The organism is Pelodictyon luteolum DSM 273, assembly GCF_000012485.1.
Lineage (GTDB): Bacteria > Bacteroidota > Chlorobiia > Chlorobiales > Chlorobiaceae > Chlorobium > Chlorobium luteolum.
On sequence record NC_007512.1, the window covers coordinates 2251436 to 2270820 of the forward strand.

Annotated in this window: 19 protein-coding genes; 7 read left to right on the top strand and 12 right to left on the bottom strand. The window is 59.6% G+C overall.

What is annotated here, in order from left to right; genetic code table 11:
• Nucleotides 1-198 precede the first annotated feature (198 nt).
• The 4 genes from PLUT_RS11830 to PLUT_RS10475 all read right to left on the bottom strand — a co-directional run bounded on the left by PLUT_RS11830 (nucleotide 199) and on the right by PLUT_RS10475 (nucleotide 3052).
• Entirely contained in the window at nucleotides 199-510 is a 312-nt protein-coding gene (locus PLUT_RS11830) for a hypothetical protein (RefSeq protein ID WP_011358735.1), read from the bottom strand.
• Nucleotides 511-548: 38 nt separating this feature from the next.
• Nucleotides 549-812: a hypothetical protein gene (locus tag PLUT_RS10465; protein ID WP_041463942.1), complete on the bottom strand. Its 264-nt coding sequence runs from the start codon at nucleotides 810-812 to the stop codon at nucleotides 549-551.
• 104 nt (nucleotides 813-916) lie between these two features.
• Nucleotides 917-2338, bottom strand: coding sequence for a tRNA uridine-5-carboxymethylaminomethyl(34) synthesis GTPase MnmE (mnmE, locus tag PLUT_RS10470; protein WP_011358737.1), 1422 nt, complete (start codon nucleotides 2336-2338; stop codon nucleotides 917-919).
• 30 nt (nucleotides 2339-2368) lie between these two features.
• Nucleotides 2369-3052 carry an SDR family NAD(P)-dependent oxidoreductase gene (locus PLUT_RS10475; RefSeq protein WP_011358738.1) on the bottom strand — a complete coding sequence of 228 codons (684 nt, stop codon included), beginning with the start codon at nucleotides 3050-3052 and terminating at the stop codon, nucleotides 2369-2371.
• Between the two features lie 116 nt (nucleotides 3053-3168).
• On the opposite strand from PLUT_RS10475, the gene mazG reads away from it, so the two are divergent.
• The gene (gene mazG, locus PLUT_RS10480; protein WP_011358739.1) at nucleotides 3169-4026 is read left to right on the top strand and encodes a nucleoside triphosphate pyrophosphohydrolase; all 858 of its coding nucleotides are present in this window, start codon (nucleotides 3169-3171) and stop codon (nucleotides 4024-4026) included.
• On the opposite strand, the gene PLUT_RS10485 is transcribed toward mazG, so the two are convergent.
• The 3 genes from PLUT_RS10485 to PLUT_RS10495 form a co-directional block, all read right to left on the bottom strand.
• Nucleotides 3988-4638 (bottom strand): alpha/beta hydrolase, encoded by a 651-nt coding sequence (locus PLUT_RS10485; protein WP_041463943.1) that lies wholly within the window; start codon nucleotides 4636-4638, stop codon nucleotides 3988-3990. The two genes, mazG and PLUT_RS10485, sit on opposite strands and share 39 nt — an antisense overlap.
• Nucleotides 4639-4717: 79 nt before the next feature.
• The gene (treS, locus tag PLUT_RS10490; protein ID WP_011358741.1) at nucleotides 4718-8020 is read right to left on the bottom strand and encodes a maltose alpha-D-glucosyltransferase; all 3303 of its coding nucleotides are present in this window, start codon (nucleotides 8018-8020) and stop codon (nucleotides 4718-4720) included.
• A gap of 50 nt (nucleotides 8021-8070) precedes the next feature.
• Nucleotides 8071-10089 carry an alpha-1,4-glucan--maltose-1-phosphate maltosyltransferase gene (locus PLUT_RS10495; RefSeq protein WP_011358742.1) on the bottom strand — a complete coding sequence of 673 codons (2019 nt, stop codon included), beginning with the start codon at nucleotides 10087-10089 and terminating at the stop codon, nucleotides 8071-8073.
• Between the two features lie 310 nt (nucleotides 10090-10399).
• Here PLUT_RS10495 and prfB point away from each other — a divergent pair.
• From prfB to PLUT_RS10510, 3 genes are all read left to right on the top strand, one after another.
• Nucleotides 10400-11495 (top strand): peptide chain release factor 2 gene (gene prfB, locus PLUT_RS10500; RefSeq protein ID WP_203415237.1). Its coding sequence is split into 2 segments (ribosomal slippage): nucleotides 10400-10468 and nucleotides 10470-11495, totalling 1095 coding nucleotides; the frame shifts between segments, so codons are not numbered across the junction.
• Between the two features lie 8 nt (nucleotides 11496-11503).
• The gene (locus PLUT_RS10505) at nucleotides 11504-12340 is read left to right on the top strand and encodes a metallophosphoesterase (RefSeq protein WP_011358744.1); all 837 of its coding nucleotides are present in this window, start codon (nucleotides 11504-11506) and stop codon (nucleotides 12338-12340) included.
• A gap of 36 nt (nucleotides 12341-12376) precedes the next feature.
• Nucleotides 12377-13258 (top strand): M23 family metallopeptidase, encoded by an 882-nt coding sequence (locus tag PLUT_RS10510; protein ID WP_011358745.1) that lies wholly within the window; start codon nucleotides 12377-12379, stop codon nucleotides 13256-13258.
• Here PLUT_RS10510 and PLUT_RS10515 read toward each other — a convergent pair.
• Complete coding sequence (locus tag PLUT_RS10515; protein WP_011358746.1) at nucleotides 13224-14294, bottom strand: UDP-N-acetylglucosamine 2-epimerase; 1071 nt, start codon at nucleotides 14292-14294, stop codon at nucleotides 13224-13226. The genes PLUT_RS10510 and PLUT_RS10515 overlap by 35 nt on opposite strands.
• A 75-nt stretch (nucleotides 14295-14369) precedes the next feature.
• Here PLUT_RS10515 and PLUT_RS10520 point away from each other — a divergent pair, with 75 nt between their 5' ends.
• Entirely contained in the window at nucleotides 14370-15452 is a 1083-nt protein-coding gene (locus PLUT_RS10520) for an OstA-like protein (protein ID WP_157858193.1), read from the top strand.
• A gap of 65 nt (nucleotides 15453-15517) precedes the next feature.
• Here the strand turns inward: PLUT_RS10520 and PLUT_RS10525 are convergent, their stop codons facing one another.
• On the bottom strand, nucleotides 15518-15775 hold the full coding sequence (locus PLUT_RS10525) for an FmdB family zinc ribbon protein (RefSeq protein ID WP_041463944.1): 258 nt from the start codon (nucleotides 15773-15775) through the stop codon (nucleotides 15518-15520).
• 106 nt (nucleotides 15776-15881) lie between these two features.
• Between PLUT_RS10525 and recO the strand changes: the two genes are divergently transcribed.
• Nucleotides 15882-16676 (top strand): DNA repair protein RecO, encoded by a 795-nt coding sequence (recO, locus tag PLUT_RS10530; RefSeq protein ID WP_011358749.1) that lies wholly within the window; start codon nucleotides 15882-15884, stop codon nucleotides 16674-16676.
• A 104-nt stretch (nucleotides 16677-16780) separates the two neighbouring features.
• Nucleotides 16781-18076, top strand: coding sequence for a glutamate-1-semialdehyde 2,1-aminomutase (gene hemL, locus PLUT_RS10535; protein WP_011358750.1), 1296 nt, complete (start codon nucleotides 16781-16783; stop codon nucleotides 18074-18076).
• Nucleotides 18077-18215: 139 nt separating this feature from the next.
• On the opposite strand, the gene PLUT_RS10540 is transcribed toward hemL, so the two are convergent.
• From PLUT_RS10540 to PLUT_RS10550, 3 genes are read right to left on the bottom strand one after another with little or no spacing between them, the layout of a single operon-like run.
• Entirely contained in the window at nucleotides 18216-18554 is a 339-nt protein-coding gene (locus PLUT_RS10540) for a DUF190 domain-containing protein (RefSeq protein ID WP_011358751.1), read from the bottom strand.
• Nucleotides 18551-18940: a fluoride efflux transporter CrcB gene (crcB, locus tag PLUT_RS10545; RefSeq protein WP_011358752.1), complete on the bottom strand. Its 390-nt coding sequence runs from the start codon at nucleotides 18938-18940 to the stop codon at nucleotides 18551-18553. Before crcB ends, PLUT_RS10540 begins: the two co-directional genes overlap by 4 nt.
• Nucleotides 18930-19160, bottom strand: a complete 231-nt coding sequence (locus tag PLUT_RS10550) for a hypothetical protein (RefSeq protein WP_011358753.1) — start codon at nucleotides 19158-19160, stop codon at nucleotides 18930-18932. The genes crcB and PLUT_RS10550 overlap by 11 nt, the downstream gene beginning before the upstream one ends.
• Between the last annotated feature and the right edge of the window lie 225 nt (nucleotides 19161-19385).

Genomic DNA, 19385 nt, shown 5'->3' on the forward strand with positions numbered 1-19385 from the left:
GCAGTGAAGCGCCCATAAGCGTATGCGGAAAAAGTCGGGGGAATCAGGAATTAAACCTCGAATATTCCGGATGATAGGATCGGGGTATCGGGAATACAAAAATACAACCGCATAAGCCTCTTTCGTCTCGGCTCTGTATGAACGCCGGTATGAACGCCGCACCACCCAAGGCCGCATACGCTCTCAGCAGCCGCTCACTTACCCATGCAGAACCGCCTGAAAACCGTATTGCAAAGATCTTACGCCCCCCTCACCGCCAAACCGGAGCAGTTCAGGAGGAGAGCAGATGAACCACGATGCGTACGAGGTTCTCCTTTTCCTACTATCAGATTCAGCGAAGGCTCCACGCAACCGGTCGACCACCCGATGGTCCTCTTCATAACCGAGCGGCATGAGTACCATGCCGCTTGTCTCAGGAAGGGTTACCCGCTGGTGGTCATAATCATCAAGCAAGCCGAGCGCCCGACTGTAATCACCGATGATGGCAAGCAGAGCCTTTGCCTCATCCACCTCGAGAGTGCGGCGATGAGCCGTATAGACAATAAGCTTTAATGCTCGGTTGAGCTCTTTGAGACGGGCCTGGTTAAGGGTATAACCCCGGACAACATGCTCACGAAGGGTCCGCGCCGCCCTTCAGCCTGAAATACGCTGCCGACATGCTCGCTGATGGTTCTAACATTCTTTTCGAACAATACCGACATCTGCTTCTGCATGAGCCATATCGATTCCTTTTCCAGACAAACATCGAGAGTGAGGCTCCCATCAGGGGAACTGTAGAGGAGGATCTTCCCCCTGGCATCCTGCTCCTTCATCACAAATGATGCTCAAAGCTGAAAACAAGGTCGACGCGACACACTCAAAAAACATAAGGCCATTCTTTGCCGAAAGACAACACGCTCAAGCAGGACATCGCCCCCTACTTTCCGATGCAGAACTGCCCGAATATCGTATTCAGCAGTTCTTCACTGACAACCTTTCCCGTGATTTCTCCGACATAATCGAGTGCGGAACGGAGCTCAAAGGCGATAAGTTCTGTAGCCTCACCGCCCTCTATCAGTCCGAGGGCGTTATGGAGTGCATCCGAAGCGTTGCGGAGGGCCTCGTAGTGGCGGAGGCTGGTGACGAGCACGCTGGCTTCATGGAGCTTGTCGAGCCCTTCGACCATGGATGCCATAAGGAGTTTGAGTTCCTCGATCCCTTCGCCGCTCCGTGCCGCCATGGGAACGACCGGGCTGCCTGCGGCAGTCTCCAGGGCAGCAATTCGCAGGGCGGAGTCCTTTACGAGATCGGTCTTGTTGGCAAGGAGGATCATCCGGGCTTCAGGGTGCCCGGCGCAGAGCGCCGCGGCAGACACAGCCTCCTCACGGAACCCCTCCCCCGACACATCGAGCATGTAAAGGATGAGATCCGCCTCGGATATCTTGCGGTAGCTTCGCTCTATGCCTTCGTGCTCCACATCTTCCTCTGACTCCCTAAGGCCGGCGGTGTCGGTAAGTCGGAACATGGTCTTGTCGTAAACGAAGCACTCTTCGATATAGTCCCGCGTAGTGCCCGGCATGTGGCTGACGATGGAGCGCTCCTCTCCGAGCAGCTTGTTGAGGAGGGTGGACTTGCCGGCGTTCGGGCGGCCGGCGATAACGGTAGAGACCCCTTCCGAGAGCAGCCTGCCATGCTGATAGGAATCGACAAGGCCTGAAAGCTCCGTCTGGAGCCGGATAACTTCGCCCCTGAGTTCCTCCCGGCTCTGGAACTCCACGTCCTCTTCGCTGAAGTCGAGTTCGAGCTCAAGGAGGGCGCAGGACTGCAGGAGCCCCTCCCTCATCTCCAGTAGGCGGCGCGAAAGGCCGCCCTGCATCTGCGTCACGGCCGTGCGGAATGCCCCATCGGTACGGGCGTGGATCATCTCGCCGATGGCTTCGGCCTGCAAAAGGTCGATGCGGCCGTTGAGGAAGGCGCGCCGGGTGAACTCTCCGGGTTCGGCGAGCCGGCACCCCCCGTCAAGCAGCGCGGCGAGCACCCGGCGAACCACAACGGGCCCGCCATGACAGGTAAACTCGACCATATCCTCCATGGTGAACGACGAGGGGGCCCGGAAGACGAGCGCAACGACCTCGTCGACCATCCCCTCACCATCAAAAAGCGTACCCACATGGGCAGTGAACCCTTCAGCCGCCTCGAAACTGAACGCCTTCCCGCTTTTTTTCCTGAACGCCCTGTCAGCAATACCGAAGACGCCTTTCCCGCTCATCCGGACAATGGCGAGCGCCCCGACCCCCACCGGCGTGGCGATTGCGGCTATCGGGATATCGGGCTGCTGAAGTACGACAGATGCAGGCATGGCTTCAAGAGGATATTGAAGGGTTAATGTTTAGAGCGGACAGATGATGAGCTCTTCGTGCAGGATATCATCATCCGCAGCTATTGCGGCAATGATGGCGTTGACAACGGCCATGGTGTCCATGCGTTTTTCAGGCTGTATGCTGGTCGTATCGAAAAACGGAGTATCGACGGCTCCGGGACATATGCAGGACACCCTGATGCCATGCTCCCGGAACTCCTCCTTCAGCGATGCAGACAGACCAACGAGACCGAACTTGGTGGCACAATATGCCGCAGCCCCCTTGATGCCCCGCTTGCCGGCAATCGAGGCAATGTTGATGATCATGCCACGGCGCCGTTTCTTCATCGCAGTGACCACCTCCTGAATCGCGAAAAACGGAGCTGCGAGGTTGACGGCAAGCATCCCCTCCCAGCTTTCTCGCGGGAGGGCTTCCATGTCACCGAATTCACCCCACCCGGCATTGTTCACCAGAACGTCAACCGGCGGGCCCTCCTCGCGGATCCGGCGAAACGCCTCGGCAATATCCTCGGGGAGAGAAAGATCCGCCTGAAAGGAGCGGAACCGTCCCCCGCCCGACCCGGCCGGAATAAGGGTCTTTCTCCTGCTGAGCCCTACGACATTCCCGCCTTTTTCGACAAGGGCTTCCGAAAGGGCCAGCCCTATTCCGGAGCTTGATCCGGTAACAACGATTCCTGCATCCCTGATTTCCATGGTCGTTCTCCAATCGCATTATGCAAGGGGGGATCAGTTCAAGTATACGCAATAGCTCAGAGGAAATTGCTAACTTCACCCCAAAGTCAAGGAAACCGATCAATCCCCCACGCATCATGGATGAACATACACCCAACGAATCCCTGAAAGCTGAAATCACCGCCGTTCGCCAGCGCACCCTCCCCGAACAGTTCGACCGGGTACTCAGCCTGTTGAAGGTCCTTCGCCGGGAGTGCCCCTGGGACCGCAAACAGACACCGCAGTCGCTCGCGCACCTGCTTCTTGAGGAGAGCTATGAACTGGTGGACGCCATCGACGGCAATGATGACGAGGAGTTGAAAAAAGAGCTGGGAGACCTGTTTCTGCATGTCTGCTTCCAGGCCGAGCTTGGCGAGGAGTCGGGGAAGTTCACCTTCAACGAGGTGATGGACGGCCTCTCCAGGAAACTGATCCACCGCCACCCGCATGTGTTCGCCGATACTGTCGCTGAAACAGAGGGCGATGTGCTTCGCAACTGGGAGTCGCTGAAAATGAAGGAGGGGCGCAAGCGCCTGCTTGAGGGTGTACCGAAGGCTATGTCGGAGCTGCTGCGCGCCTACCGGGTGCAGAAAAAGGTTGCGGGGGTCGGCTTCGACTGGCCGAGTGGCGAAGGGGTGCTTGAGAAGCTTGCAGAGGAGGTTCGGGAACTGCAGGAAGCTCAGGGCCCACGAGAACAGGAAGAGGAGTTCGGCGACATCCTCTTCACCCTCGTCAACTACAGCCGTTTCATCGGCACCAACCCGGAAGATGCGCTGAGAAAGGCTACGAACAAGTTCATGGGCCGGTTCGAGAACGTCGAGGATCGGGTTCAGGCATCAGGTCGCAGCTGGCAGGACCACACACCCGAAGAACTCGACACCCTCTGGCGGGAAGCAAAAAATACCCTCAGGCCGGATTCAGCCCTGCACACACCCGGAGAGAAACGCCCCGGCTGACCGGAGGTACTCTACCCCGGGGCCGTGCCCGCCGATGAATGCAGAGAAATCCACCCTCACACCTGCATCCCGGAGCCGGCGTCTATCTTCATTGCATTTTTCTTCTGTATACAACCGGTCCCTGAAACCGCGGCCAAGGTGCACCCGCCCCATCCCACCAAGCCCCTTTGCGTCGGGAGGGATGTCGCCGCCAAGCAGCATCACGGCCACCGGAGGGCGGCGACCATGAAGAGCGGCTCTTACAGCCATCGCCGCGCCCTGCGAAAATCCATGGAAAACAATCGTACCGGAAGCGCCGCCCCCGGCGGCAAGTGCGTCAAGCACCCCGTCCACATAGCCTACATTCTCTTCGATCCGCCGCAGCCGGTCCCGGGAAGTCATCCAGCTGCTGCCCTGTCCGCCGTCCCGCAAGATGACGGGATGGAGCGCCTCGATGGACAGAAGAGTCCATCGATCGCTCCCGGGAATGGAGGAAAGAAGGCGGAGCTCATCTTCTGCGGTGCCGCCGTACCCGTGAAAGCCGACCAGGTACCCCGCTGGAGTCGGGGCCCCGGAAGGGCGCAGCAGTGTGCGCCCGCCGATCGTAACCGGGATCATGTGTTCGTTCACCATTTCCTCATGCACATCTTCTGTTACCACCCTGAAAAGGAAGGGGCCGCATCCCTTGCGGCCCCTTCTTCTTTTGTTTCCCTTACATATCGAGCATCTTCAGAATGCCCCTGATCGGGATACCAACCCACTGCGGGCGGTTGTTGAGCTCGTAGTTGAGCTCGTAGACCGCCTTGTTCATAAGGTAGGCGTTCATCAGGTGTTCCCGCTGACGGGGATCCTCAGGGACGATGGCACTGCCCTCGGTGCTCTTGAAGTAGGAGTCGAGGAAGTGCTGCCCGACGGCATTGCTCCAGCGGTCGGCCCAGGGTTCCATCTGGTGACGGTCTTCAGCGCGAACAACCGATTCGTTGAGGTGGAGCACATGGAAGGCCGCATAGTCGAATGAACGGAGCATGCCGGAGATATCGCGGAAGACCGAGCGCTTGATCTTGCGTTCGGAAATCGGACGGGCCGGCTCGCCCTCGAAGTCGATGATGACGAAGTCCTTGCCGGTGAAGAGCACCTGGCCGAGGTGATAGTCGCCGTGGATCCTGATTTTCAGGGTATCGATCTTCTCCTGGCGGACCGGCTCGAACTGCTGCAGGATGTCCTTCTGGTTCCTGACGAGCAGCGAGCAGAGCTCACGCTGTTCCGGCTCCATCGAAGGCATAAGCTCCCCGATGAGGATCATGGCACGCTTTACCTGCTCGCACATCGCCTGATAGATTGAGCGCTGGTAGAGGGTGGTGAAGGGCTCCGGGGCGAACGCAGGGTCGGCGTCAAGCGAGGCCAGCGAGAGGTGCATTTCAGCGGTACGCTCGGCCAGCTTCTCGATCATGCCGAGATATGCTCCACCGATAAGCTCATGCATGAGCTCAGGGACCTCGACGGGGCTGCCGCTGAGCTGCTGCATGGACGGAAGCTCGATGCCGGCGCCAACCTTGGCCTGTACGTCTCCGAAGTAACGGGCAACCTGGCCGAGGGAGAGCTGCCATGCATCACCTTCATTCTCCACGAAATTCTGCAGGATGCCGATGGAGTAACCGGCATTGCGGCCCTGATCGTAGTTGAGCGAACCGAGGTATTTCGGGAGGCTTGCAAAACCGGTTTTTTCCGTCAGGGCGCCGCACATCTCGATTTCGGGAGAAACGCCCTTCTCGATCCGGCGGTAGAGCTTCAAACAGAGCGAATCGTGGAAGCGGATTGAGGTGTTGGTCTGCTCGACCCCCATGAGGAAGGGTTCGGGCTGCGACCCGTCCGTCACGTCGCGGAACACTTCGAGAGCGGATCCTTTCATGCCGGAAACAATACCCGCCTTTCCTTTCCACTGCTCACCGCCGACCATGATGCTGAAGAGGCGGCTGAGGAACGCGTTCTCGTAGGTAGCGTCGCACAGGTACCCGTCCACTTCCCCGACAACGGCGCGGCCGATGACCCTCCGGTAGAAGTTGTCGTCGGAAGGCGATACCTCCTCCAGTGGAACGAAGCTGACAGGCAGCTGATAGAGTTCGTTCTCTCCGCTGGAGTAGCGGACTTCGGTGACGAGAAGCTTGGCATGCTCCATACCCTCAACCGGAATGGTGTCGACGATCGAAATGCGAAGGACATTGCGCGCCTTGCCGCCGAACCAGCGCATAGCCTGGTAGTAGCAGGGCAGGACCGAGTTTTCAAGCTTCTCTCGGCTTCTGCCGGCAAAGAGCGCAGGCCAGTTATACACTTCGGCGAACGCCGTTTCCAGACCGGGACGGCAGGATACATCGGCGGTATCCGGCACCATCTTCAGCCAGAAATACCCATAGGAGCCGAGCGAGAGCATATAGGGCGCCTGACGGATTTTCGGGAAGCGGTTCATGCTGAACACCTCTTCGGGAGTGTAGCCTTCGAAGGCGGAGAGGTCGACGGAGACCGCCTGTGCGTTGCGCGAAAGGTTTATGACCGACAGGATGGTCTCGTCTTCGTAACGGCGGATGAAGATGAGCACCTTGGGATTGCTGACCTGCAGGAACTCTATCGAGCCGCGGCTGAGCGACTTGTAGCGACGCGCGGTGGCGATGGCGTGGCGGGTCCACCAGAGCAGCGAGTTGACGTTGCTCTCCTGCACCTCGACGTTCACCGCCTCGTAGTGGTACTCGGGATCGATGATGACAGGCAGCAGCAGCTGCTGGGGGTTGGCGCGGGAGAACCCGGCATTGCGGTCGCTGTTCCACTGCATGGGGGTGCGCACACCGTCGCGATCACCGAGGTAGTAGTTGTCGCCCATGCCGATTTCGTCGCCGTAGTAGAGCACCGGGGTGCCGGGAAGCGAAAGGAGCATGATGTTCATGAGCTCGATGCGCCGGCGATCGTTGGTCATGAGCGGAGCCAGGCGGCGGCGGATGCCGAGGTTGATGCGCGCCTTGGGGTCGTTGGCGTAGACGCGGCGCATGTAGTCGCGCTCCTCGTCGGTCACCATTTCGAGGGTCAGCTCGTCATGGTTGCGCAGGAACGATGCCCACTGGCAGCCCTCCGGGATTTCCGGGGTCTGCTCGAGAATGTCGATGATGGGGAACCGGTCCTCGGTGGCAAGGGCCATGTACATCCTCGGCATCAAGGGGAAGTGGAAGTTCATGTGGCACTGGTCGCCATTGCCGAAGTAGGCTGCGGAATCCTCGGGCCACTGGTTGGCCTCGGCAAGCAGCATGCGGTTCGGGAAATGCTCATCGACATGGCGGCGGAGCTTCTTCAGGAACTCGTAGGTCTCGGGAAGGTTTTCGCAGTTGGTGCCCTCAGCCTCGTAGAGATAGGGGACGGCGTCGAGCCGGAGGCCGTCGACACCCATGCCGAGCCAGAAATCGAGCACGTCGAAGAGCGCCTGCTGGACATCGGGGTTCTCGAAGTTCAAGTCCGGCTGGTGGTGGAAGAACCGGTGCCAGTAATACTGGCCGGCAACAGGATCCCATGTCCAGTTGGAGGCCTCGAAGTCCTGAAAGATGATGCGGGTTTCGGAATACTTGTTGGGATCGTCGCTCCACACATAGAAGTTCCGCTCCGGGGAACCTGCCGGCGCCTTGCGTGCCTGCTGGAACCATGCGTGCTGGTCTGAGGTATGGTTGACCACCAGCTCGGTGATGACCTTCAGCCCGCGGCTGTGGGCCTCTTCGAGGAACTCCCTGAAATCGTCCAGCGTCCCGTAGTCGGGGTTGACCGTCATGTAATCGGCAATGTCGTATCCGTCATCGCGCAGCGGAGAGGGGTAGAAGGGAAGCAGCCATATGGCGGTTACACCGAGGCTCTCCAGATGGGGAAGCTTGCGACGGAGCCCCTGAAAATCGCCGATGCCGTCATTGTTGCTGTCGTAGAACGTCTTGACATGCGCCTCATAGATGATGGCGTCTTTGTACCAGAGCGGTTCAGGTTGATACATGGTGGGGTTGAACGGGTAAAGTGATTGAATTTTCAGATCGACAAAATTTTTCAGCCGAAGCTCACCCTGAACACATGCGCCGGCATGATTGAGGGATCAAGCTCCACATAGTTCCACTCCCCCCTCCACTCATACTGCATGCCGCTGAAGAGGTCCTCGACCCTGAAGGCGTGGTCGTGGGAGAGGCCGAACTGCTCAAGCGGAAAGCGCATCCAGCCGCTGCGGCGCCGCTGGTGGTCGAGGTTGACGACGGTGAGAATGATGTTCCCTCCATCGTCGGACTGCTTGACGTAGCCCATGAGCCAATCGTTCTCGTGGCCGGGTGAGTCTTCGATGGTGAGGAAAGAGATGGACGGGGTCTGCTGCAGAGCGGCATTCTCCCTGCGGATGCGGTTGATGCGGGTGATCTCGGCGCGGATGTTGCCGGGGCGGTCGAGGTCCCACTCCCGGATCTCGTACTTTTCCGAATCAAGATATTCCTCCTTGCCCGGTGCCGGCGGCAGGTGCTCGCAGAGCTCATAGGCGGGGCCGTACATGCCGTAGTTCGACGAGAGGGTTGCGGCAAGCACCATGCGGATGATGAATTTCGGCCTGCCGCCGGTCTGCAGCTCCTCATGGAGGATGTCGGGGGTGTTCGGCCAGAAGTTCGCCCGCATGAACTGGCTGAGCGGAGGCGTGGTGAGCTCCTTCATATATTCCTGGAGCTCATGCTTGGTGTTGCGCCAGGTAAAGTAGCTGTAGGACTGGCTGTAGCCGATCTTGCCAAGGCGGGCCATGAGCTTCGGGCGGGTGAATGCCTCGGCGAGGAACACCGTATCGGGATGCTCCGCCCTGATGGAGGCGATGGCCCACTCCCAGAACCCGAATGCCTTGGTGTGCGGGTTGTCGACGCGGAAGATCTTCACCCCTTTTCCGATCCAGAACAGGAAGATGCTTTTCAGCTCAATCCAGAGGTTCTGCCAGTCGGCAGTCTCGAAATCGATCGGAAGGATGTCCTCATACCTCTTCGGGGGGTTCTCGGCGAACTGCACCGTGCCGTCCGGGCGCCAGCGGAACCAGTCGGGGTGCTCCTGCACCCAGGGGTGGTCGGGGGAGCACTGGAAGGCGATATCGAGCGCAACGGCAATCCCCTCGGCTCCTGCCGCAGCGACAAAGGCCGTAAAATCCTCGATGGTGCCGAGCTCGGGATGGACCGACTTGTGTCCTCCCTCGGGGCTGCCGATGGCCCAGCAGCTGCCGGGTTCTCCGGGCTCCGCCTTGAGGGCGTTGTTCTTTCCTTTCCTTTTCGTGGTGCCGATCGGGTGGATGGGAGGAAGATAGACGACATCGAACCCCATGCCGGCGATGAAGGGCAGGCGCTCCATGCAGTCGCGGAAGGTGCCGTGCTTTCCGGGAACGGAACCCCATGAACGGGGGAAGAATTCATACCATGTGCTGAACCCGGCCTTCTCCTGCTCGACAGTAAGCGGAAGAACCCGGTCATACACCGAAACCGCCGAACGGTCGGGGTTCCGCTCCATGAGGATCGCGAGGGCCGCGTCAAGAGCGGCATCGACACCCTTACCCTTGGCGCGCCCTTTAGCGCGGATGGCTGCGGCAGATGCGTTGAGTTTTTTTGCGTCGGCCGCACCGGCGCGGCCGGCGGCCGCATCAACAAGAAGCGCGCCGATTTCAAGGTCGAGGGCAACGTCCTGAAGCGCTTCGATTTTTTTCACGAGTCCCCTTCGCCAGGTGCTGAAATGGTCGACCCATGCCTGGACCGTATATTCATAGGGGCCCGGCCGGCCGACATTGAACGAGCCGCCCCAGCGATCGTTGTCCTTCGGCTCCATCGGCGAGCATTCCCAGTCAGCCGTTCCCGCAGGGCGAAAACACACTTCAGCCCGGAGCATGTCGGCGCCGTCGACGAAAATGTCCGCCTCAACCTGCACCCGTCCGCCCTCAACCGCCTTTGCGGGATGGCATCCACCGTATGCTTCAGGAGAAACATGCTCAATAACGGCCCGTTGCCGTCCATCGAACTCCCTGGGTGAGCAGAGGGGAGCGGAGCGGAGGAAGGTGTCTTTCATCGTGGACTTGGATCTTGTTGTGGGCCGGGTACATTCCGGCGGTGCGGCAGCAGCGACTCCCCGGAGGGAAAGCCCGCCCTCGGGGCGGGCAGGAGGGGGCCGGCACTGCCGTATGAAAACTTTATTACGGCCTGAACCGGAAAATAGGAAAACTCCCATACTTTTTTGCCAGCGAACTCCGCTAATTTCCTGAGCGCCTGGAAAACGGCCCGCTTTGCATTCCGGCAAAAAAATCCTTCTTTTATGGGAGTTTCCGTTTTCACCCACACAACAGGGAGCGCAGCAGCCCCCGCAACAAACAACCACCATCATGTTTGAACCACAAAAAGAAAGACTGCAGGACATCAACAGGCGCCTGGAACAGTTACGGGGGTATCTTTGACGTCGACCAGCGCAAAGAGAAAATAGAGGATCTTGAAAAGGTTTCCGGAAACCCCGAATTCTGGAACGACCAGAAAGCCGCACACGCTGTCCTCAAGGAGTTGAACGAAAACCGCTCCTGGGTCGAGGGCTACGAAAAGCTCGCAGGGAAGGCTGAATCCTGCCGCGATGAGCTTGCAATCGCAGACGAGCTGGAAGACGAGTCGTTCGAACGGGAGCTGACAGCATCGATTGACGCCATTGAGCAGGAAATTGCCGCCATCGAGTTCAAGAACATGCTCTCCGGCAAGGACGATCCCGGCAACGCCATCATCACCATCCATGCGGGGGCCGGCGGCACCGAGGCTCAGGACTGGGCCGAAATGCTCTACAGGATGTACATGCGGTGGGCCGAGCGCAAGGGATTCAAGGTCTATACCGACGACTATCAGGAGGGTGACGGCGCCGGCATAAAGACCGCAACCCTTGAAATACAGGGACCCTATGCCTACGGCTACCTGAAGGCGGAAAACGGCGTACACCGTCTCGTACGGGTCTCCCCGTTCGACTCGAATGCCCGGCGCCACACCTCGTTCGCCAGTGTCTACACCTACCCCGAGGCTCCGCCCGACGTGGAAATCGAGGTCCGCAAGGAGGACCTTGAGCTCTCGACCTTCCGCAGCGGCGGCAAAGGCGGCCAGAACGTCAACAAAGTGGAAACCGCCGTACGCATCAAGCATATCCCCTCCGGCATCGTGGTCGGCTGCCAGCAGGAACGCTCGCAGTTCCAGAACAGGGAGCGCGCCATGAAGATGCTGATGGCCCAGCTCTACCAGCGCCAGCGCGAGGAAGAGGATGCAAGGAAACGCGAGGTGGAAGGAAAGAAGAAAAAAATCGAGTGGGGAAGCCAGATCCGCAGCTACGTGCTCGACGACCGCCGCATAAAGGACCACCGCACCAACTACGAGCGCTTCGACGTGGAAACCGTTCTGGACGGGGATATCGACGACTTCATGGAGAAGTACCTCTCCGAGTTCGGAGACTGAGGCACCTGATGGAACACGCAGGGGCCCTCCGGTTCGGCATCGTCACCGACGTCCACTTCCAGACGGAGGACCCACGCGCCGCACATCGTGACGAAGCCGATCTCCGGCACTGCCTGGAGGATTTAGGACGCCGTGGTGCCCGATTTCTGGTGCAGCTCGGGGATCTCATCAAGGGCACCCCGGAGCACGCCCCCGAAGAGCTCCGGCAGGCACTCGGCCCGTTCAGGGAGTTCCGGGGGCCGGTCCGCCACGTCATCGGCAACCACTGCCTTCAAGTGCCGGCAGCAGTCCTGCAGCAGGCCTTCGGGCTACGGCACCCGTGGTACTCGTTCACGGAGGGCGGGGTTCTGTTCCTCGTGCTCGACGGCATGGAGGTCAGCCTGCTCCGTGAGCCCGGAACGGAGGAAGACCGGGCTATGCTGGAACACTTCAGGAAAACCCCGGGTTACCAGCCGTGGTGCGGAGCTGTCGGGTCACGCCAGAAAGCCTGGCTCCAGAAAGAGCTTCGGCTGGCTGGAGAACAGAGGATGCCGGCCTTCGTGCTATCGCACCTCCCGCTCCATCCCGCAACCACGGACGAGCGCCACGGCATCCTCTGGAACCACGGCGATATCCGCGACATCCTAGCCGCTGCCCCCGCAGTGAAGGCCTGCATCAGCGGGCACTACCACCCGGGCGGATACAGCGCGGAGGGCGGAATCCACTACATCGTCCTGCCGGCCTTTTTCGCCCGCGGCACACAGAGTGACGACGGCTGCTTTATGGCAGAACTCCGGAAACGGCGGCTCGTTGTAAGCTCCACCGGAGGCTCCATATTTCATGATGTCGAACTCGACGAACCTTAAGCTGAACGTGAAACGAACCTGAAAACTCCAGAGACCATGCACCCGTTCCGCCCCATCTTCCGCACCTTCGCCCTGCTCACGCCGATGTTACTCATAGTGGCCGCATCGGTCCTCGCCCGGACCACGCTGGAGGTGGATGTCGCCCGCAACAGCCTGGTACAGGGCGGATTCGTCACCGTTGATGCCCGGGGTACCGAAACGGCGCCCGTCGTCAGCTTTATGGAGAAAGAGTGGCCGATGTTCCGGCAGGAGGACGGGTCATGGCAGGCGCTGGTACCGGTTGAAAACCTCAGCGAACCCGGCAGGTACTCCCTCACCGTTTCGGCAGGTGAGCGGCGGCGTGAACTGCCCGTCACCGTAAAACCAAACGGGCTGAAGGTGCAGTACATCACCCTCAGCCCCTCAAAGTCGTCGCTGCATGCCACCGCAATTGAAAAGTCGCGGGTCAAAGCCGCCCTCATGACCATCACGCCGGACCGCCTGTTCGCTGAGGGGTTCATACGTCCCTGCAAGGGAGAGACAAGCAGTCTGTTCGGCCTGAAGCGTTCGTACAACGGCGGACCCGCCACCAGCTACCACAAGGGGATCGATATCGCAGCACCACAGGGAACGGCGGTCCACTCGACCGCAGGAGGAAGGGTAGTGCTGGCCGGCACCGTCCCGGAAGGATTCGAGGTCCACGGAAACACCGTCATTCTGGACCACGGCCAGGGAGTGACCTCGGTCTACCTCCACCTCGACTCCATCAGTGTAAAGGAGGGGCAGCGGGTGGAAAAAGGCGGGCAGGTCGGAACGGTCGGTCACACCGGCATCTCGACCGCCCCGCACCTGCATTGGGGCGTCTACCTCTACGGGGTAAGCGTCAATCCGGAACTTTTCCTCGTCAATCGTCCAGTCTTTCTTCGAGCCAGGCGCTGATTCTTGAGGCCGCGGCCCCGTCCCATTTTTCCGGGATCTTCGAACGCCGCGCTTCATCCTTCTTCACCCGGAGGCTCTCGAGCATCCGGGCAGAAGCTTCCTCGACATCAAGCCCCACAAGGACGTTGCTTCCGATCTCAAGGGTGGACGGCCGCTCGGTCCGCTCGCGCATGGTCATGCACGGAACATTCATCACCGTTGCCTCGGCCGCAAGTACACCGCTTCCCTGAAGCAGCAACGATGCATCGCGGAGCAGGATTAGAAGGTCGCCATAAGCCGGAAGCTCGGTCACATGCACCCGCGCCATCCCCTCCAGACGCTGCCGGAGCACCGCCGAGGAAGGAGCTCCGTCCGGCAGCATGACAAGGACGTCGGTTGCGGCTGAAAGCCCGGCCAGCATCAGGAGGAGGGCATCCTCGAACCCGTTGCCGCCGTTTTCATCAGGCAGGACGAGGGCATACTGTTTCGGCTTGAGACCAAGTGAAGCGGCCAGAGGAGCAGCACCGCCACGTTCCATGAAAGCACGGAGGGCATCGATGACGAGGTTCCCGGCAAACATGACCCCCTCTTCGGCGATCCCCTCGTTGATGAGGTTGTACTCCCCGCTGTGCTCGCTGACGATGTACATCGAGGCGACGGTATCGATGAGCATTCTGCGGATCTCCTCAACCTCCCCGCGGTCGTAACTGCGCAGGCCTGCATCGGAAGATGCCACCGGCAGGCCGAGTTCGGCAGCGGCAAGAGCGGCGCCGAGGGCCGGCGCATCGGAACCGCACACAATGACGAGGTCCGGCCCTGCAGCGGTGATGGCCTCGTCCATCGCGGCAAGTGAGCGGGCAAGCGTGCACGGGGAGCCGCAGTCGACAACCCTCGAAGCTGCCGCTGTAAAGCCGAAGCATAATGCCATGTCGGCAGTGGGCGGCTCCGACGACACGAGAGAGACGTTGAACGAGCCGCTTTGTTCAAGAGCAGCAAACAGGGGGCCGGAGACGAGCAGGCCACGATGGCCGCCGGCGGCAAGGAGTATGTTTTTCACAGCGTGGAAACCTTTAGTACATTAAGAAAACAAGAGACATTGATTTTTTTCAAGGCACCCAACAATCACGCACCCATGACACGACCGGGCCGACTGCTCATCCTCACCGCAAGCATCTTGCTGCTTCAGGATGCCCCGCTTCCGGGCCTGCACCATAATACGGCTCATGCGGAGAAAAAGAAAATCATTCTCCGCCACGCCGACACGATCGAAGGCGGCGAGGATGCCGGCGGCAGCTTCCGCGCGGCCATCGGCAACGTGTTGTTCGAGAAGGACAACCTGACATTGAGTTGCGACCGCACCACCGACTATGAGGGACAGGACCGCATTGTGATGAACGGCCATGTCCGCATCTCCGATGGCGCCAAAGAGATCTTCGGCGACGATGGGGTCTTCCACCCATCCACCGACGTCTGCGAACTCCATGGCAACGTCCGCGGCCGGATGCTGGACAACTCCATGATGGTCCGGTCCAGAAAAGCAGTCTTCAACAACCAGGAAAACCGCCTCTGGTTCTACGACAACGCCATCGGGTGGCGTTACAACGAACAGGTCAGCGGAGACATCCTGCGGATCCAATTCAAGCCTGTGGATGAGAATGCACCGTCGAAAGATGGTGGCGGCAAACAGAAAATCGACGAAATGCAGGTGCACGGCCACGCATTCTACGCCACACGCGACACGCTGACGGCCGACCCGGAAGGCTATGACCAGCTCAGCGGGCGCCATATCGTGGTGCTCATCGGAGATGACTCGAAAGTAAAAGGGGTCACGGTGACCAAAGAAGCCGAAAGCCTAGTCCATATTTATGACAACGACGGCATGGAGAAGCCGGACGGCAGCGGGAAAGGCAACAGCAGTGACAAGGGCAAGGGCTCGGACGATGGCGCGAAAAAGCTGAGCGGCATCAACTACTCGAGCGGCGACAGAATCAAGATGATCTTCAAGGAAGGCACTCTGAAGAAAATGAATGTCACCGGAAATGCCGAGGGAACTGAATACCCTCCCGAGCTGCGCGGATCGGTCAACCTCCCGAAATTCAAATGGCGGGAAGACGAGCGACCATTCGGAAAACAGGCCGCCGGGGATAGAACGGCCGCAGGCATCAAGACCGTGGACAAGGGTGCCGAGGCGCCTGAAAGAGAAAGCCTTCCGTAAAGGGAAGGCTTTCGGCAGCATGCCGGTTGCCGGCAGCCTGCAGACGACGGAAGGGAAACTCTGGCTTACTTCGCGAACGGGCAGGTCCCGGTCGAGCAGGAGGAGCCTGATGATGACGAATCGGAGCAGGAGGACTTCTTTGCACTGTAATCGGTGCCGTAGAAACCCGACCCCTTAAGCACAAAACCGCCCTCTGCGCTGATGACGCGCTCCAGCGCATCCTTCCCGCATTCAGGGCAGGTCTTCAAGGCGTTCTCACTCATTTTCTGGACCACTTCAAGTTCATGGCCGCAGCTGGTGCAGCGATATTGATAGGTAGGCATAGGTTCGAGCACATTATGGTTGAAAGGCATCCGGAAAGGCTCCTTCGCTGCCGAAGGGCCTGTGAATGTATATAGGGATATTTCAAAAAATAAAAAAGGGGCTCCGTTGATCGTCAAAACCCGGGCGGTCGTGCTGCGGGAGATCAAATACCGCGACCAGTCCAAAATCCTCACCCTCTACACCCGCGAGTTCGGGAGGCTGGCCTGCATCCTGAAGGGGGGACGCAATCCTAAAAACCGCCTCTCGGGCATTTTCTCCGCCGGCAACGTCCTGGACATCGTCCTCTACCGGAAGCCCGAACGGGAAGTGCAGCTCATAAGCGATGGCAGCCTCGTCTCATGCCCGATGGTGCCCGGACCCGACATCGAACGCTTCGGGGTGCTCTACCGGATCATAGACCTGGTACGTCTGACAACTGAACATGACGGAAGGAGCCCACGGCTTTTCAGCCTTCTGGAGTCGACTCTCCTTGAACTCAACAGGGAGCGGGTCGCCTACCGGACACTCTATGCCTGGTTCCTGCTCCGCTTCATTTCATTGCAGGGGTTCGCCCCGGAGCTCTGCCGTTGCGTCTTCAGCGGCAGGGAGATAGCTGCGGACGCGGCCGGGGGCCCCCGGGGCGAACTCCTCTTCGTCATGAACCCCGGAGGCCTTGCCCTTCCGGGCACCGCCTGCACCGACGGCAGGAACGTCCGGCCGATTCTCCCCGAAGCCGCAGACCTGCTCGCCGCCCTCTCCCGCACATCCACCGCCGAATCGGCCGCGGGGGGAAGCGGCATCCCGGAGGGAAGCGCCGCCCTCTTCTGCGGAACCCTCCTCCAGGAATACTGCCGGCACCATCTGGAACACACGGGAGGACAGAAAAACCTTGCCGTGATCTCGCAGCTCCTCGCGGAATGAGCAGCGGGATTTGGGGTTTTATATCTGCTGGAGTATTCCTATCTTGACCCTACATTTTCATTTTTCCACTTCGTCTCGTCCAATCAAAAAACGTATTGACCGACATGCCGACACACACCAGATCAGCCGAACTCTTTGAAAAGGCAAAGAAGTTTATCCCCGGAGGCGTCAACTCGCCGGTCCGGGCCTTCAAATCCGTTGGAGGCAACCCCATCTTCATGGCAAAGGGCCAGGGCGCTTACATGACCGATGTGGACGGCAACACCTACCTTGACTATGTCGGATCATGGGGACCGTTCATCCTCGGCAGCATGCACCCGAGGATCACCGCAGCCCTTGAGCACACCCTCACCAAAATCGGCACCAGCTTCGGAACCCCGATCGAGATGGAAATCGAGATCGCCGAGCTCCTTACCAAAATCGTGCCATCCATAGAGATGGTCCGCATGGTCAACAGCGGAACCGAAGCCACCATGTCGGCCGTCCGCCTTGCCCGAGGATGCACCGGCCGCGACAAGATCATCAAGTTCGAAGGCTGCTACCACGGCCACGGCGACAGCTTCCTCATCAAGGCAGGCTCCGGTGCCCTGACCCTCGGCGCCCCCGACAGCCCGGGTGTCACCAAGGGAACCGCCGAGGATACCCTGAACGCGAAGTACAACGACATCAAGTCGGTCGAACTCCTCGTTGCCGAGAACAAGGGCAACATCGCAGCCATCATCATCGAGCCGGTCGCCGGCAACACCGGTGTCATCCCTGCGAAGAAAGAGTTCCTCCAGGCGCTGCGCGATCTCTGCGACCGCGAAGGCATCGTCCTGATTTTCGACGAGGTGATGTGCGGCTTCCGCGTAGCCCTCGGCGGTGCGCAGGAACTCTACGGCATCACCCCGGACCTCACCACCATGGGCAAGATCATCGGCGGCGGCCTTCCCGTCGGCGCATTCGGCGGCAAGCGCAGCCTGATGGAGAACGTAGCCCCGCTCGGCGGCGTCTACCAGGCCGGTACCCTGTCGGGCAACCCGCTCGCACTCACCGCCGGCATCGAAACCCTGAAAATCCTCATGGAAGAGAACCCCTACCCGGAACTTGATCGCAAGGGCGCCTTCCTCGAAGCGGGATTCAGGGACAACATGCAGAAGCTCGGCCTGAACTTCGTTCAGAACCGCGTGGGCTCCATGGCCTGCCTGTTCTTCACCGAAACACCGGTGGAGAGCTACGACAGCGCCATCACCGCAGACACCGAAAAGTTCGGCAAGTACTTCAGCTCCATGCTCGAGCAGGGCATTTATCTCGCTCCCTCGCAGTTCGAAGCGATGTTCACGAGCACGATGCACACCGATGCCGACCTCGAAAAGACGGTCAAGGCGAACTACGTCGCGCTCCAGGCCGCAACAAAGTAACCGGTCCGGATAACTAATCCGTATAACTGATCCGAACAACTGGTCCGTGAAGGCGGAACATTGAAAAAGGAGGCCCGCAAAGGCCTCCTTTTTTATTTGCCCGAAGGCAAAGGAAACGCGATGGTGTACAGCCGAAGGTTCAGCCGATGATGGAGGAACGGACCGCCTCCCTCGAAACCATGATGCGGCCGCCCGAGTCGCGGACCATCTGCTCGAGCACAGGCAGGAATGTGTCGATCTTTTGGGGAGTGTCGCAGATCTCCACCACCATCGGCAGATCCTCTGCGAGCTCCATGATCTTCGATGTATGGATCTCCATGTCGTGGCCGAACGAGAGTACCCCCTTCAGTACGGTGGCGCCGGCCATGCCCTGCAGGCGGGCTTCACGGACAACCTCCTCATAGAGCGGCCGGTGGCCGAGGCGGACCTGCTCGCCGAGGAAGATCCTGAGCATTTCACTGTTCCTGAATTCCATCATGACCAAGGTTTGGCGGCAATGATGCCGGTGTAGAGCGCAACAAACCCGCCGACGATGCTGCCGGCAAGGTAGAGGCTGAAATAAAACAGTTCACCATCTCTGGCAAGCGTGGCCCCTTCAAACATGTAAGACGAGAACGTGGTAAAGCCTCCGCAGAAGCCGGTCACCAGAAACAGCCTCGCCTCGGGGGACACAATCGTAGTGGAGACGGCAAGCTCGCTCAGGAAGCCGATAAGAAAGCTACCGGCGATGTTGACCGAAAAGGTCGCAAACGGGAAGCCAGGCGATGCCGGACTGAAGGCAAGCGCCACGAGGTAACGAGCCACCGTGCCGAGAAAGCCGCCCGCCCCTACCAGCAGGACGGACAAGGGGTGGTTAATGCTCATCGCCCCCTTTCTGGCGGTCTTCTATCCGGCGGTGCGCGCAGCACATCTCATCATGGATGCCGAGAAGGGTATTGAAGATGCCCACGGCAATGATGGTCGGAGCCCAGAGACCGATGAAAATGGCGATCAGTTCGTGGTTGGGAGCCGTGCCGAAAATGAAGACATGGATCGAGAGCACGATCGAAAGGGTTGCGGACACGAAATAGTAGAGCGGCTTCATGCACGAATGTCTGTAGTGTGACTGATTGACTGGTTACCAGAATGAAATGTACACATTTGCCGCCATTATGAAAAAACGCCCGTGGGGCTCGAAGCGCCACTGACGGCGGCTCGGAGGAGGGATTTAACAATTGGAAGAACGGTCGGGCAGGGTTATATTGCAACCTTTTCCATGCACTCGAATACCGTCAGGCCGGCACAAACGCCATCCTCGATTTCTCATCGA